The 15,250-nt window shown below is 35.0% G+C and carries 14 protein-coding genes; 13 read left to right on the top strand and 1 reads right to left on the bottom strand.

All coding sequences use genetic code 11. The features are described 5' to 3' along the window. The first annotated feature begins 10 nt into the window (after positions 1-10). The 13 genes from V4538_07795 to V4538_07735 all read left to right on the top strand — a co-directional run bounded on the left by V4538_07795 (position 11) and on the right by V4538_07735 (position 13,473). Complete coding sequence (locus V4538_07795; protein ID MES2380929.1) at positions 11-904, top strand: bestrophin family ion channel; 894 nt, start codon at positions 11-13, stop codon at positions 902-904. A 20-nt stretch (positions 905-924) separates the two neighbouring features. Further along, a complete protein-coding gene (locus V4538_07790) occupies positions 925-1,569 on the top strand; it encodes a carbonic anhydrase family protein (protein ID MES2380928.1) in 645 nt (214 codons plus the stop codon). 121 nt (positions 1,570-1,690) lie between these two features. Then, complete coding sequence (locus V4538_07785; protein ID MES2380927.1) at positions 1,691-2,059, top strand: hypothetical protein; 369 nt, start codon at positions 1,691-1,693, stop codon at positions 2,057-2,059. A 36-nt stretch (positions 2,060-2,095) separates the two neighbouring features. Beyond that, on the top strand, positions 2,096-2,548 hold the full coding sequence (gene arr / locus V4538_07780; protein MES2380926.1) for an NAD(+)--rifampin ADP-ribosyltransferase: 453 nt from the start codon (positions 2,096-2,098) through the stop codon (positions 2,546-2,548). A gap of 18 nt (positions 2,549-2,566) precedes the next feature. Then, a complete protein-coding gene (locus tag V4538_07775) occupies positions 2,567-3,031 on the top strand; it encodes a hypothetical protein (protein MES2380925.1) in 465 nt (154 codons plus the stop codon). A gap of 112 nt (positions 3,032-3,143) precedes the next feature. Then, positions 3,144-3,479: a metalloregulator ArsR/SmtB family transcription factor gene (locus tag V4538_07770; GenBank protein ID MES2380924.1), complete on the top strand. Its 336-nt coding sequence runs from the start codon at positions 3,144-3,146 to the stop codon at positions 3,477-3,479. Between the two features lie 4 nt (positions 3,480-3,483). Beyond that, positions 3,484-3,993 carry an SRPBCC domain-containing protein gene (locus tag V4538_07765; GenBank protein MES2380923.1) on the top strand — a complete coding sequence of 170 codons (510 nt, stop codon included), beginning with the start codon at positions 3,484-3,486 and terminating at the stop codon, positions 3,991-3,993. A 540-nt stretch (positions 3,994-4,533) separates the two neighbouring features. Beyond that, positions 4,534-5,619, top strand: coding sequence for a type I restriction endonuclease (locus tag V4538_07760; protein ID MES2380922.1), 1,086 nt, complete (start codon positions 4,534-4,536; stop codon positions 5,617-5,619). Between the two features lie 132 nt (positions 5,620-5,751). Beyond that, positions 5,752-6,237: a YdeI/OmpD-associated family protein gene (locus V4538_07755; GenBank protein ID MES2380921.1), complete on the top strand. Its 486-nt coding sequence runs from the start codon at positions 5,752-5,754 to the stop codon at positions 6,235-6,237. Between the two features lie 318 nt (positions 6,238-6,555). Beyond that, positions 6,556-6,879, top strand: coding sequence for a hypothetical protein (locus tag V4538_07750; GenBank protein MES2380920.1), 324 nt, complete (start codon positions 6,556-6,558; stop codon positions 6,877-6,879). A gap of 2 nt (positions 6,880-6,881) precedes the next feature. Next, complete coding sequence (locus tag V4538_07745) at positions 6,882-7,472, top strand: HD domain-containing protein (protein MES2380919.1); 591 nt, start codon at positions 6,882-6,884, stop codon at positions 7,470-7,472. 27 nt (positions 7,473-7,499) lie between these two features. Next, positions 7,500-8,363 (top strand): hypothetical protein, encoded by an 864-nt coding sequence (locus V4538_07740; protein ID MES2380918.1) that lies wholly within the window; start codon positions 7,500-7,502, stop codon positions 8,361-8,363. A 301-nt stretch (positions 8,364-8,664) separates the two neighbouring features. Next, the gene (locus V4538_07735) at positions 8,665-13,473 is read left to right on the top strand and encodes a RecQ family ATP-dependent DNA helicase (protein MES2380917.1); all 4,809 of its coding nucleotides are present in this window, start codon (positions 8,665-8,667) and stop codon (positions 13,471-13,473) included. Between the two features lie 192 nt (positions 13,474-13,665). On the opposite strand, the gene V4538_07730 is transcribed toward V4538_07735, so the two are convergent. Continuing rightward, the gene (locus tag V4538_07730; GenBank protein MES2380916.1) at positions 13,666-15,216 is read right to left on the bottom strand and encodes a serine hydrolase; all 1,551 of its coding nucleotides are present in this window, start codon (positions 15,214-15,216) and stop codon (positions 13,666-13,668) included. Between the last annotated feature and the right edge of the window lie 34 nt (positions 15,217-15,250).

The following is a 15,250-nucleotide window of genomic DNA, read 5'->3' as shown; positions in this document are numbered from 1 at the left end:
TTAAGAATTTATGTTGCTCGATAAACAAATACCTACTTACTATATATTAAACAAGGTAAAATATAACTTGGTTTATGTGCTAATTGTATCCTTGTTTGTTCTTTTTATTACGGAAAGGTATAAAGTACTGCTACCCGAAATGCCTTTAACAATTCCTGCTTTTCTGGGTACTGCTATATCAATTCTACTTTCCTTTAAACTAAGTCAATCATACGACCGTTGGTGGGAAGCCCGCAAAATATGGGGAGCTATTGTTAACGACTCTCGCAGTTTTGTTATTCAGTTACAAACACTCACGGCAAAAGGCAATGAAACCATCATTAAGAAAATTGCATTCAGACAAATTGCCTGGTGCTATTCTTTAGGACAGTCGCTTAGAGGATTAAACCCTACTGAGAATTTAGAAAAATTTATTTCAACTGAAGACCTTGAAGAAATACAAGAACACCTTAACAAACCTTTAGCATTGCTTCAATTACACGGAAGGGATATTAAAAACCTTAAAGAAAAAAATCAATTAGAACTTTTTTCGCAACTACAATTAGACAATACGCTTGTAAGACTTTGCGATGCACAAGGAAAATCAGAGCGAATAAAAACAACTGTATTTCCTGTTACCTACCGATTGTTTCTGCATGCAATCATTTACTTGTTCGTCATTACACTCTCCATTTCATTAAGAGATGTAGCCGGCTTTTTTGAAATACCATTATTGCTTTTGATTTCATCGGCATTCTTTTTATTAGAAAAATCGGCAACGCATATGCAAGACCCTTTTGAGAACAGACCAACAGATACGGCAATAACAGCTATTGCCAAAACAATTGAAATAAATATAAAGCAGCTTTTAAAAGAAACAGAAATTCCTAAACCACATCAACCAGAAAATTTCTATCTATTATAATCCACTAAAACTATATCAACATGAAAACGTTAACCAAAGAAATGCAAGCAGCCATAACCCCTGCTGCGGCTTTAGAATTATTAAAGGAGGGAAACAAAAGGTTTATAAACAACCTGAAAATTAACCGAAACCTTTTACAGCAAGCCAATGAAACCTCGGACGGACAACATCCTTTTGCGGTAATACTTAGCTGTATTGACAGCAGAACCTCTGCCGAATTAATTTTTGACCAAGGACTTGGTGACATTTTCAGTGTTCGTATTGCCGGAAATATTATTAATGAAGACATATTAGGCAGTATGGAATTTGGATGCAAAGTAGCAGGTGCAAAAATTATTGTGGTGTTAGGGCACACTAAATGTGGAGCCGTAAAGGGTGCTTGCGATCATGTTGAAATGGGTAACTTAACGGCACTATTAACCAAAATAAGACCTGCAGTAGACGAAGAAACAACTACGAAAGAAAATAGAAATGCCAGCAATGCTGTTTTTGTAGAAAATGTAGCCACCATTAATGTTAAGCGGACTGTTAAAGCAATAATGGAACGTAGCCCCATTTTAAAAGAAATGATTGAAAGTGGACAAATTGGAATTATTGGAGGCTCTCACGACATTACAACGGGTGAAGTAGTATTTTATCCTGAAACGATGAATTTTGGCTCATAGCCAATAACACAACTCCTACACTCACTCGCTCGCCTAAGGCGGGCGAGTGCATAAATAGTCCTGTGGCTAACATCATTTCCTTTTTGATAACTTATAAAAAAAGTTTAATGTCGTAACGAAAATGCTTGAAACAATACTACTTGGCATAACAATATCGGGGAAGTACGACTCCATTGTTTATTCCTTCCTATTTGGGATAGCTGCTCTGGTATCATTATCTTTCTGGCTAACTAAAGATTTTGCATTTAATTATATAAATAATGAGCGAATTGAAAAAGTTAGACCCTTCTTAGCATTAATACACATTTTTAGTTCACTTTTTATCGCGCTATTTTTACCCAATAATTATTTTATTGAAATTCCTACGTTTGAAAGGTTATTTCGAGGGTGGGGATTATCTGTACCTATAACGATGTCTATTATTTTTATTTTCCTTTTAAGTAGTATTGGAATAATAATTAATCTTGTAATTAGGGCTCTAAATAAATAACTGCAAAAGAAAACACCTCAAGCATCAGTTAAGACTATGGAACAAAACAAAGACGACAATAAACTTAATAAGCCCAATCCAACACCTTTTGCCCAGACGTATTTTCACGGAACAAAAGCCGACCTTAAGGTAGGAGATTTTATTGCCGTTGGTTTTAACTCAAACTTCGGGCAAAGAGTAAATGCCAAATACATTTTCCTGTCGGCTACCTTAGATGCTGCTATATGGGGTGCAGAACTTGCCATTGGAGAAGGGCCGGGAAGAATTTATTTGGTAGAACCAACCGGACCCATTGAAGATGATCCTGATTTGACGGATAAAAAATTTCCGGGTAATCCAACAAAATCTTATCGTTCTACACAGCCGTTTAAAGTGGTGGGTGAAGTGAGCATTTGGCAAGGACACCCAACGGAACAAGTGAAGGCCATGCAAGACGCATTAGCCAAATTAAAAGAACAAGGCATTAACTCCTTAAACGATGAAATGTAATCGCATAACAACAAAACAATGAAAACAAAATCAATACTCGTAATTATATTTTTTGCTATGGCAAGCATGGCTTTTGGGCAGGAAGTACCCAAAGACTATTTTAATAAAGAAGTGCAAAGCGAGCAGGGAGCAACAACAGATAAAATAATTAAATACCTGGAGCTTGACAGTGTTGATGCTGCCATGAAATACTGTTCAAAAAAAATCAATAAGGCATTGCTTAAAAAAGCATCAATTGAAATAAGAAAGATTTACAAAAAAACAGATGGCGGTTATGTGATAGTGTTTGATGAAGGCTATAATATTTACCGCTACAGGTATACCAACCGAGGTGTTTATTTTTTAATTGACTTATACTTTACAGCAGGTGATGCCAACTCAAAAGTGGTAAAAGTAATTGTAAAAGATAAGGCCACGCTTGACAAACAAAACAAGGAGACTGACGATGATGACATACCTCCTCCTCCACCCGAATTAAAATAAACTTCTCACACTCGCATCTTCACTTATTTAACTTTACTATTCAAAAAAAATTGCACAATAAATTTGCGCAGTTAAATAGCTGCACTATATTTGCAGTCAAATAACTGCATAAATGGAAACACGAAGAGATATATTTCAGGCAATTGCCGACCCGACCCGTAGAGCTATATTGAGTTTATTGGCCCTGCAAGCCATGACACCGGGAGCCATCGCTGAAAACTTTCATTCATCAAGGCAAACCATTTCAAAGCATATTCAAATTTTAACGGAGTGTCAATTGGTAAGACAAGAGCAAAAAGGACGCGAAATATATTACCATTTCAATCCCACTAAAATGAAAGAAGTAGCAGACTGGGTTAATCAATACAGCCAGTTTTGGAATGATAAATTCAATTCACTTGACAAGTATTTAAGTAAAGTTCAATCAAACAATAAATTAAAAAAATAGAAATATGGAAAATCAACCAGACAAAAAAGAAGGGCTAAAAATAGTGCGTGAATTTAATGCACCAAAAGCGTTGGTATTTGATGCCTTTGCAACGGCAGAAGCATTTGCTGAATGGTGGGGCCCTGTTGGAATGCCTGTTACCGTATTGCATTTTGACTTTAAACAAGGTGGCAAACTTCACTACAAAATGGAAGGTAACGGCCAAACTATGTGGGGCGTTTTTAATTATAAAAACATTATCAGACCTGACTCATTAGCCTTTGTAAGTTCTTTTTCTGATGAAAGCGGAAACATTTGCAACTCTCCCTTCCCTATTGATTTTCCACTTGAAATATTTAATCAATTAACATTAGAAGAAAAAAATGGCGTTACTATTTTAACGCTTTCAGGACACCCGATTAATGCAACACCTGAACAGGAAGCAACTTACAATTCTATGTTTGAAAACATGTCACAAGGCTTTGCTGGAACGTTTAATCAATTAGATGCATACTTAGCTAAAATTCAAAAATAATAACGGGAAGCAACGAAGGACTATTCTAAAAATTCATTAATGTTATGTTGAAAACAGAACAAGTAATAAATGAACTCATTTATTACTTGTTCAAAACTGATACAGTAGGAAATTACTTTATTTATTACTTGCTGGAAAGGGAAACAGTATAAAAGCATTTGAATTACTGTATGTTCAAAACTGAACATATATAAAAGCATTTAATTTATTACATATTCAATTCTGAACATGTATAAAAACACTTTACTTTTGTCATGTTTAAAATCGGAACAGTATAAAAGCATTTCAATTATGTCATGTTCAAAACTGAACATATATAAAAACATTTCATTTATTACTTGTTGGAAACTGAACATGTATAAAATTAGTTCAGTTTATACATTCCTAAAACGGGGAATGACATATTTTTTTGACTTCTACTCCACATCATAATTTTCTTTTGATAACTTATGAAAAAAGTTTAACCTCGTAATGAAAAAACGTTACTGAGTAACGCATATAAGTTATAGCAAATTCTAACCCCAAATAAATATGACAAATATGGACTTTAAAGACCAAATCAAACTTCTTGGAGACAGAGTAATTAAACTCAAAGATCAAGTAAATACCGAAGAAGCAACAAAGAACGCTTTTATTATGCCTTTCATTAGAGAACTAGGATATGATGTTTTTAATCCTAATGAAGTGACTCCTGAATTAGTTGCAGACATTGGAATGAAACAAGGTGAAAAAATTGATTATGCAATTATGCGTAATGGAGAACCAATCATTTTAATTGAATGTAAATGGCACGGAGCACCGTTAAATGTCAATAATGCTTCTCAGCTATTCAGATATTTTCATACAACAAAAGCAAGATTTTCCATTCTTACAAATGGAATAGAATATCGTTTTTATACCGACTTGGTTGAACCAAACAAGATGGATGAAAAACCATTTTTCGTTTTTAATATCACGGAAATTAAGGACAATCAAATTGAAGAGCTTAAAAAATTTCATAAAGCTTATTATGACTTTGACAATATTTTAAATACAGCAAGCGATTTAAAATATACTAATGAACTAAAGATTTTACTTAATTCAGAGTTTGCTAATCCCAGCCCTGAGTTTGTTAAGCACTTTGCCAGACAAGTTTATCCAAGTGTAATTACAGCCAAAGTGTTGGAACAGTTTACTGCTTTGACAAAAAAGTCTATTCAACAAAATATAAGTGACCTTATTACGGAACGATTAAAAACTGCCTTGACAAAAGAAGATACAGCAATCAAAGAGCAAGAAGCTATTCAAGTAGCAGCAGACCAAATGAAAGCAGAAGAAAGTAAGATTATAACTACGGAGGAAGAACTGGAAGCATTTATGATTGTAAAAACAATCCTACGACAAAAAATTAAAGCAAACAGAGTAACGCATAGGGACGCACAATCATATTTTGCAATCTTACTGGACGATAATAACCGTAAAACAATTTGCCGACTATATTTAGGAGCAAAAAAATGTATCGGAATTTTTGATGACCAAAAGAAAGAAATCAAAAATGAAATCTCAACTCTTGACGACATCTTTAAGTATGCAGACACATTAATAAATACAGTTGAAAGCTACGACAAATCGAAGCAACCAGCATAAGCGACTGAAAACATGCACTCGTCCGTAAGATGCGAGCGAGTGCACACTATACTTTTACTGAAAACCATTTCCCCCACCCTTGACACTCCCTTGTCAAAACATACTTTTATATTTGCTTAAAAATAACCTGTTATGGCAACTGAAAAACCATTGGTAAACAAAAAGTATTTACTGGAACGTTATCCCGGTAAAGGCGGGTGGACGTATGTTGTTATACCCGAAATATCCAAAGACCATCGGGCTCGTTTTGGTTGGGTACAGGTAAAAGGCACTATTGATGATTATGCCATTAAAAACTATAAGCTGATGCCTATGAGCAATGGATATCTTTTTTTACCGGTGAAAGCTGATATAAGAAAAAAGATTGGCAAGCAAGCAGGTGATTGGGTACACATAGTTTTATACAAAGACGATAGTGAAATGGAAATTCCCGAAGCTTTATTGCTTTGCCTGCAAGATGAACCACAAACGCATCAAATATTTTTAAGCTTTACCGATGGACAACGCAAAGAGTTTATTGACTGGATAGCCGCAGCCAAAACGGATACCACCAAAGTAGAACGCATAGCCGAAACTTTAAGAAAGGTAAGCTTAGGGCAAACGTTTAGAGAAAAGTAACCGTCAGTTTGACTACGCTCAATGGCACAAAAAACACAAATTTTTGTATAGTTTTGTTACCCATATCAATATATTAGCAGTCATTAATTTTAACATGAGAATACAATATTTAACAGTCATACTGCTGTCACTGGTAATAACGTCTTGCAAAACAAGGCAACCAGCCCAATACACTTCTTTAAGTCGTTGCCAATATGAGCCTGATACAAAAACAACCTCTTTCACTTATTTAGGCGATTTCGGCTATACGATTGACCCGGTCAATGGAGACATATTGGATTTGACCAGAACAGCAGGGACAATGTTTTTTCCGATTCATTGGATCAAAAGCTGTTTATATTTAAAGGCTCACGTGGCGTATCGTCATTTAACAAAAGCAACTTGGACGGCAATGAATTTATCAGGCTTTTCTATGAGTGGGATTCAAAATGGTATCTGGAAAATTCACCCGGACTCGAAGCGAAAGTTATAACCGAAAATCCCGGTAAATATTTAGTGGCTGAATATGCAGATGATGCCGCGGAGCGTACTGCGCTTTACGGAACCAAATATGGAAATGGCGTGAGGATTACCATTGTATCGAAAGTGGACAAAAATCCGCAAACAGATTTTGTTGTTAACCTATATAATAACCTTCAATAAAAATGCAGACAGAAAATTTATTAAAGCAGGTTAGTTTCATTAAAGAGATAGATAAGTTGAAATACATTCAACGCAAAACCAAATTATTCAACAGCGACAGAAATGAAAACGATGCGGAACATAGCTGGCATTTAGCCATGATGACCATTGTACTGGCCGAACACGCCAACAAACCGATTGATGTATTGAAAGTGTTGAAAATGGTTTTAATTCACGACATCGTAGAGATTGATGCAGGCGATACTTTCCTTTACGACACACAAAAAAACCATATCAATACAGATGAAGAACTGATTGCAGCCAAACGTATATTCGGGCTTTTGCCAACAGAGCAAGCAGCAGAATTTATTGCTATATGGCAAGAGTTTGAAGAAGGCTTGACTGATGAAGCCAAGTTTGCCAAATCAATGGACCGCTTTGAACCGTTACTGCAAAATACCACCAACAATGGCGGTACCTGGAAAGAGTTTAATGTTCCTTATGAAAAAGTGTACGATAAGAAAAAAAACATTCAACATGGTTCAACAGCTATTTGGGAATATGCAGAAAGCTTAATTAACGAAAGTGTAGACAAAGGTTTTTTAACGAAATAAGTAGTGTAAACCGTAAAGAAAGACACCATGAAACGACTAAGTATTATTTTTACTATGATAACTGTATTAACAATTACAGGTTATGCAAAGGAAGTAAATTTCATGCAATACTTTCAATTTCAGCTACCATTCACTTTAGTCATAAATAAACCCAACGACCAAAGCGTACTGACTGAAAGTAAAACAACAGTAGTCTCTCCTGATTCTGAAAAATTCACGAAACTATTAATATGGTGTAATAAAAACACACACAACTGGAAAAGCACTTCAGCATCTTATATAGCCCAAGTTGAGTTAAGGCAAGAGAACCTTCAACTTTTGTATAATAAAAATATTGTTATAATTAAATTTACTGACCATGATGGTAAAAAACAGCAATATTCAAAGAATGTAAAACAAGGAGAGCTGGATTTTCTAACTGACTTCAGTTATTCAACATTTAGCGAAATGGTAAATGTTGGTTTTATTTTAACTTTTAAATATCCAAACAACTGGGCAGCGGAGAAGAGCACTAAAAACAGCAGATGCATAGGCCAATCATTAACACCTATAATGGACGGTAGTCCAACAAACTCCATGATGTGGTGCATCCGGATGCATAATATATCGGAACCAATGGACTCTTTAATTGCTGAACAGAAAAATGCTTTCAAAGGACAAGTAACGGAGCAACGAGAAAATATAATGCTCAATGGCATTGCTGCCATTCGGGTAACTTTAACAAGCAGCGACAAAACAGATCCATACAGACAAATGATATACTTTCAAAAGCATGCTACCTTGTTTGAAGTTGTAAATAATGAGGAGGCAAGCAAAGACTTTGAAACCTTTTATAATAGCATAACAATTAATACAACAAAGAAGATGGCTATTAATAAGCGTAAACGCTAATTACCACGCTCGCATCTTGCGAGTGAGCATATGCATAAGCCTCTAGCTGAGTATTATTTCCTTTTGATAATTTTATAAAAAAGTTTAAACTCGTAATGATAAACTTAACCGAGTAGTGCATATCTTACCACAAATGGTTATATATAAAACAATGGTTAGGATTTACAAGTATTGTAATATCACTAACTGTATAACACAATCATTTTGACAAGCAAACAAATAAATAAGAACAACTTGAATTCAGGAATTACTGATCTTCTAAATGGAGTAAAAAATGTATAAATCACTATTTCAGAAAAATATGAATTCAATTGTTTTTATAGATACAGAGATTGAGCCCAATAGTCGAAAAGTCCTTGATATTGGATGTGTTAAAAGTGACGGTAATTCTTTTCATTCAAACTCTATTACTGATTTCATAGAGTTTATTAACGGTACACTATTCATTTGCGGACATAACATATTAAATCACGACTTACAATATATTCAGGAAGCTATTATTGATGCGAAAATCAATTCGGCTAACATCATTGACACTTTGTATCTCTCTCCTCTTCTGTTCCCTACAAAGCCATATCATGCTTTGCTCAAGGATGATAAGCTACAAACTGAAGAAATTAACAATCCTGTTAATGATTCCATAAAAGCCAAAGACCTTTTCTTTGACGAGGTTTCGGTTTTCAACCAAGCAGACGAAACACTAAAGCAAATTTTTTATTTGCTATTGAAAGACAAAAAAGAATTCAATTCCTTTTTTCGGTTCATTGCATACACATACAGTGACACACCAATAGAAAGACTCATTCGTAAAAAATTCAATACTGTAATCTGTGAGCAAGCAGACCTTCCTAGAATAACCATAGAGAATCCGATAGAATTAGCTTACTGCTTAGCTTTAATAAATTGCAATAACAGATATTCAATAACTCCACCTTGGGTTTTAAAAAACTTCCCCAAGATTGAAAGGATAATGTTCCTTCTTAGAAGTAAACCATGTATAACAGGTTGCGTTTATTGTAGCCAAGCATTAAACATCCACAAAGGACTAAAAAATTACTTCGGCTTTGATGTTTACAGAACTTATGCCGGAGAACCATTGCAAGAAAGTGCGGTGCAGGCAGCAGTTGACAACAAATCTTTATTGGCCGTATTTCCGACTGGTGGTGGCAAGTCAATTACTTTTCAAGTCCCTGCACTGATGGCGGGTGAAAATGCAAAAGGTCTGACTGTTGTTATTTCACCATTGCAATCTCTCATGAAGGACCAAGTAGACAACCTTGAAAAAATTCAAATCACGGAAGCGGTTACAATAAACGGGTTACTTGACCCTATTGAAAGAGCAAAATCTATTGAAAGAATTCAAGATGGCAGGGCATCTATTCTTTACATTTCTCCGGAATCACTTCGCTCAAAGACAACTGAAAAATTACTCTTAGGTAGAAAAATTGTACGTTTTGTAATTGATGAAGCACACTGCTTCTCTTCATGGGGGCAAGATTTCAGAGTTGATTATTTATATATTGGTGATTTCATTAAATCCCTTCAGAATAAAAAAAATCTTGACGAACAAATTCCCGTTTCTTGTTTTACTGCAACGGCAAAACAAAAAGTTATTGAAGATATTTGTGCGTACTTCAAAGAGAAGTTAAGTATTAAATTAGAAATATTTCCATCTAAAGCTTCAAGAACCAATCTGCAATACAGGGTTTTTGAAAAAGGAGGCGATGAAGAGAAGTATAATACAGTTCGCGATTTAATAGAGGAGAAAGATTGCCCCACTATTATTTATGTTTCAAGAACCAAACGAGCCAAGGAACTTGCAGAGAGATTAAAGGATGACGGATTTAATACAAGGGCCTTTCATGGTAAAATGGAAAGTCAGGAAAAAACAGAAAACCAAAATGCTTTCATTGCCGGTGAAGTTCAAATCATGGTTGCCACTTCTGCCTTTGGTATGGGTGTTGACAAGAAAGATGTTGGCATGGTAATTCATTATGAAATTTCCGATTCCCTTGAAAACTATGTTCAGGAGGCAGGAAGAGCTGGGCGCGATGAAAATATTACTGCCGACTGTTATGTTCTATTTAACGAGGAAGACCTCAGTAAACATTTCATTCTGTTGAATCAAACCAAATTGAACTTACATGAGATAAAACAGATTTGGAATGCAATAAAATTCATTACTAAATTCAAGTCAAGTGTTCAAAAATCTGCATTAGAAATTGCCCGGGTAGCTGGTTGGGATGACAATTTGAATGAAATTGAAACTAGGGTTACTACTGCAATTGCTGCATTAGAAGAAGCTGGTTATGTAAAACGAAAGCAAAACATGCCAAGAGTGTTTGCAAACAGTATTTTATCAAAGACAGCACAAGAAGCAATTGATAAAATCAGGAATTCTCAAAAATTTAGTGAGGAACAAAAAGAGACTGCAACAAGAATTATCAAAAATCTATTTTCAAGTAAGAGCAGAAAGCAGTCAAAATCTGACGAAGCAGAATCAAGGGTTGATTATATCTCTGATAGTTTAGGGCTTGATATCAAAAATGTGATTTCAGTTGTCAATCTATTAAGAGATGAAAAAATATTGGCAGATGCAAAGGATTTAACCGCATTCATAAAAAAGGGAGAAAACAAAAACCGTTCTCTGGCAATTACACAAAACTACGGACTAATAGAAAATTTTCTTTGTCCATTGTTTGAAGAGGAAGAAAAATCATTTCACATTAAAGAGCTCAACGAACTAGCAGAAGAAAGTGGATGTAGGGATGTTTCTCCAAGCAAAATAAAAACCCTTATCAACTTCTGGGCAATTAAAAATTGGATTAAACGCCATAATAAAGATTATTCAAAGAATCACATTGTGGCAATTAGCTGCCAACCCAAAGAAGAATTAAAGACAAGATTAGAAAAACGACACATTTTAGCCGAGTTCATTGTTGGCTATCTATATGATAAGAGCAATACAATACTTGAAGAAGGAGAAACGGAAAAAGAAGAAGTATTGGTTGAATTTTCAGTTCTTGAATTACAAGAAGCATTTGGGAAGAAAGTTCAATTGTTTGAAGTAAGGGCATCTATTGAGGACATTGAAGATAGTCTATTTTATCTATCACGAATTGAAGCGATAAAAATTGAAGGCGGATTTCTTGTAGTTTACAACAAACTCACTATTGATAGGCTAGAACAGAACAACAGAGTTCAGTATAAGGAACAGGACTATCAGAAACTAAGCCAGTATTATGACCACAAAGTTCAGCAAATTCACATTGTTGGTGAATATGCAAAGAAAATGATTGACGATTACTCAGGTGCATTAAAATTTGTTGACGACTATTTTCAATTAAACTTCCCTTCCTTTTTAAGCAAATATTTCAAAGACAATAGAGAGTTTGAAATAAAAAGAAATATAACGCCACAGAAATACAAACAACTTTTTGATTCTTTATCTGATGTTCAGCGAAAAATTATTGATGATAAAAAATCAAGATACATTGTTGTAGCAGCAGGACCAGGAAGCGGAAAGACAAAAGTTTTGGTTCACAAATTAGCTTCATTGCTTTTGATGGAAGATGTTAAACATGAGCAGTTACTCATGGTAACTTTTTCAAGAGCAGCAGCAACTGAATTTAAAAAGCGATTGATTGAATTAATTGGAAATGCCGCTAATTTCATTGACATAAAAACATTTCACTCTTATTGCTTTGACTTATTGGGTAAAGTAGGAACAATTGATAGAGCAGATGCAATAATAAAAACAACAGTAGAAAAAATAAAGAACAACGAGGTTGAAACCAGTAGAATAACAAAAACAGTTTTGGTAATTGACGAAGCACAGGATATGGACGAGGAAGAGTTTGAATTAATAAAAGTGCTGATGGACAAGAATGAGGAAATGAGGGTAATTGCAGTTGGAGATGATGACCAAAATATTTACGAATGGCGCGGAGCAGATTCAAAACACCTATTGAGTTTTATTACAGAGAAAAATGCAACTAAATACGAACTCATAAAAAACTACAGAAGCAAAAGCAATTTAGTATCATTCACTAACCAGTTTTTAAAGACGATTGACAATCGCCTTAAAGAAATTCCTATTGAAGCTAATCAGCACGACAATGGCGAAATTAGAATTATCCATTACAAAAACGGAAATCTTATTACACCATTAATTGACGACATAATTTCGACTGGACTTTCAGGAACAACTTGTATTTTGACACATAAGAACGAAGAAGCTTTTCAAGTAGCAGGGCTTCTTACCAAAAACGGGCATCAAGCCAAATTGATTCAAAGCAATGACGGTTTTAGCTTGTATAACCTTGCAGAGGTTCGTTTCTTTTTGAATGAGTTGAGATTAGATGAGAATGTATTTACTATCAGCGATGATATTTGGGGAGATGCAAAAAGAAATTTGATTGACAAGTACAAGTCAAGTTCAAAACTTGAAGTCTGTAACAATTTAATTAAAGATTTTGAAGGAACAAATATAAAGAAGAAATACAAATCTGACTTTGAAGTTTTCATCCGGGAATCAAAACTGGAAGACTTTATCAGTACAAATGGGGAAACAATTTTTGTTTCAACCATTCATAAAGCAAAAGGTAAAGAGTTTGACAATGTGTTTTTGCTTCTTGAAAACTTTGATGCAAGAGAAGATGGAAAAAAGCGACAACTTTATGTTGCAATGACAAGAGCAAAGCAAAGATTGACTATTCATATGAATGGAGATTATCTTGACAAATTAAAAACCGCAGAATTAGTTAAGATTGAAAATAATAACATATTTCAACCTCCAAGTGGATTGTCACTGCACCTTTCTCACAAGGATTTAAATTTAGGGTACTTTGAATATGTTCAGAGGCGAATAAACTCATTGGCAAGTGGAGATTTAATTATGGTTTCCGATGAAGGATGCAAAAACGATAGAGGAGAACTAATTTTAAAGTTCTCAAAAAGCTTTCTTGATAGATTGGCGACAATAAAGAAAAACGGTTTTGAGTTGAAAGAAGCCAAAGTTAATTTCATTGTATATTGGACGGATGATGACAAGAAAATTGAAGTAAAGATTGTTTTACCTGAATTACATTTTGAAAAGAAAAACGTTTAAATGGGCATAAAAATGATATTGTTTATGCAGAGCGGACTTAATTCAAAACTATATAAACACCAGCACTGAATAGGGTGAAACACCTTGTGAACACGCACTCGAAAGATGCTAGCAGGTGCATAGCATAAACACAAAACAAAAAGACTGCCTTTTGAAGACAGCCTTTTTGCTTGAATAGCCTGTTGATGTTATTTACTTCACCTTGGTAAACTCGTAAGAATGGTAATCAATAAAATCGTTTACTTTTACGGTGATGCCTGTTACTTCGTTATTCTCTATTTTAAATGACAATGTTTGTATACCACAGGTAACATCGCTATAGGTACATAAAAACTGATTATCGTTTAAGTATTCCAACTTGCCTATATTGTTTGGATGGTGACTGAAATGCAAAGTCATTTTTCCTTTTTCCAACTTCACCTCCACCGTACCATAAAAGGCATTGGTATAAGTACCGGTAAATTTAGCCAGCTCTATATTGGGTTTATTTTTTAAAGCCACTACGGCTTTTAAGCTATCGGTTGCTAACCATTCTTTTTGGTTATTGGCATTGGTGGGTATAAAATATTTTTCGCTTAAGTTACGGTAAGGCACATTTAAATATGCTTCCAATACTTGCTTAACCAATGCATCGTATAAGGAGTTAGCATCGGTATTGGTATATACCAACACACCCAAATTTTCTTCGGGTATAAACTCTGTTTTGGTCACAAAACCATTGGCTCCCCCACTGTGCTCCCATACTCTCCTGCCCTCGTAATCGTAGCTACTCCAGCCAAGACCATAGGTACTGAAATGTTTACTTGTAAATACTTTTGAGTTTACATCGTTCACCACCATGTTTGATTTGCGTGTTTCGGCCAATACGGAGAAAGGAACTATTTGTTTGCCATTGAAACGGCCACTATCCAACTGAAACAACAACCAATTGGCCATATCGCTTGCGCATGAATTTATACAAGCCGAAGCTCCCATATTATCAATATTGGTAAAAGGCATTTTTACTATTTTACCTTGTACGAGTGTATGTGGAATACAAGCGTTGTCATCGGTCATTAAATCATTGTAAAAGCTATTGGTATGTTTCATTTGCAATGGCTCAAAAAAATGATAACGGATATAATCGTCCCAACTAGTATCGGTAACGGCTTTCACTAACTCGCCTGCTGTAATAAAGGCTGCATTGCAGTAACCATATTTATACCTGAACGGATAAACGGGCTTGGTAAGCTGCATGTGCTCTATAATTTCTTTTCGGGTTAAGTTACTCCCCCAGTTTAAAAAATCGCCTTGAAACGTTTGCAAACCTATTCTATGGCAAAGTAAATCGCGCACGGTACACCATTGGGTGGCTGTTTCATCGTACAGCTTAAAACCGGGCATATAACGTATTACCTTTTCATCTAACAACAAACGTTTTTGTTGGTTGAGTAAAGCCACTGCAGTACCTGTAAAGGCTTTGCTGTTGGAGGCTATCTGAAATAAGGTATACTCATTTACTTTGGCCGATCGGCCATACTCCTTTACACCATAACCTTTAGCCACCACTACTTTTCCATTTTTAACAATGGCTATGGCTAAACCCGGCACCTGCCAGCGTTTCATTTCTCTTTCTATATAACTATCTAAAGAGTCCTGAACAAAACGAGGCTGATTGCTTAAAACGTTATTGTTACGGTTTGACTGTGCAAATATTCCTGTAAAACAAAAGGTAGCATACACTACTAAAAAAAGATACTTCATTGCTTATTAAAATAAGCCGCCAATATAGCTAAAT

The sequence above is a fragment of the Bacteroidota bacterium genome (genome assembly GCA_040388375.1).
Classification (GTDB): Bacteria; Bacteroidota; Bacteroidia; order UKL13-3; family UKL13-3; genus JAAFJM01.
The sequence above is the reverse complement of the archived record's forward strand: the minus strand, read 5'-3'. Positions and strand labels throughout refer to the sequence as shown.

Excerpts from the sequence above, each read along its gene's own strand:
- V4538_07775 (MES2380925.1), top strand. The coding sequence starts at position 2,567 with ATGAAAACAAAATCAATACTCGTAATTATATTTTTTGCTATGGCAAGC.
- V4538_07730 (MES2380916.1), bottom strand. The coding sequence starts at position 15,216 with ATGAAGTATCTTTTTTTAGTAGTGTATGCTACCTTTTGTTTTACAGGA.
- V4538_07745 (MES2380919.1), top strand. The coding sequence starts at position 6,882 with ATGCAGACAGAAAATTTATTAAAGCAGGTTAGTTTCATTAAAGAGATA.
- V4538_07755 (MES2380921.1), top strand. The coding sequence starts at position 5,752 with ATGGCAACTGAAAAACCATTGGTAAACAAAAAGTATTTACTGGAACGT.
- V4538_07740 (MES2380918.1), top strand. The coding sequence starts at position 7,500 with ATGAAACGACTAAGTATTATTTTTACTATGATAACTGTATTAACAATT.
- V4538_07765 (MES2380923.1), top strand. The coding sequence starts at position 3,484 with ATGGAAAATCAACCAGACAAAAAAGAAGGGCTAAAAATAGTGCGTGAA.
- V4538_07760 (MES2380922.1), top strand. The coding sequence starts at position 4,534 with ATGGACTTTAAAGACCAAATCAAACTTCTTGGAGACAGAGTAATTAAA.
- V4538_07790 (MES2380928.1), top strand. The coding sequence starts at position 925 with ATGAAAACGTTAACCAAAGAAATGCAAGCAGCCATAACCCCTGCTGCG.
- V4538_07785 (MES2380927.1), top strand. The coding sequence starts at position 1,691 with ATGCTTGAAACAATACTACTTGGCATAACAATATCGGGGAAGTACGAC.
- V4538_07770 (MES2380924.1), top strand. The coding sequence starts at position 3,144 with ATGGAAACACGAAGAGATATATTTCAGGCAATTGCCGACCCGACCCGT.
- arr (MES2380926.1), top strand. The coding sequence starts at position 2,096 with ATGGAACAAAACAAAGACGACAATAAACTTAATAAGCCCAATCCAACA.
- V4538_07795 (MES2380929.1), top strand. The coding sequence starts at position 11 with ATGTTGCTCGATAAACAAATACCTACTTACTATATATTAAACAAGGTA.
- V4538_07735 (MES2380917.1), top strand. The coding sequence starts at position 8,665 with ATGAATTCAATTGTTTTTATAGATACAGAGATTGAGCCCAATAGTCGA.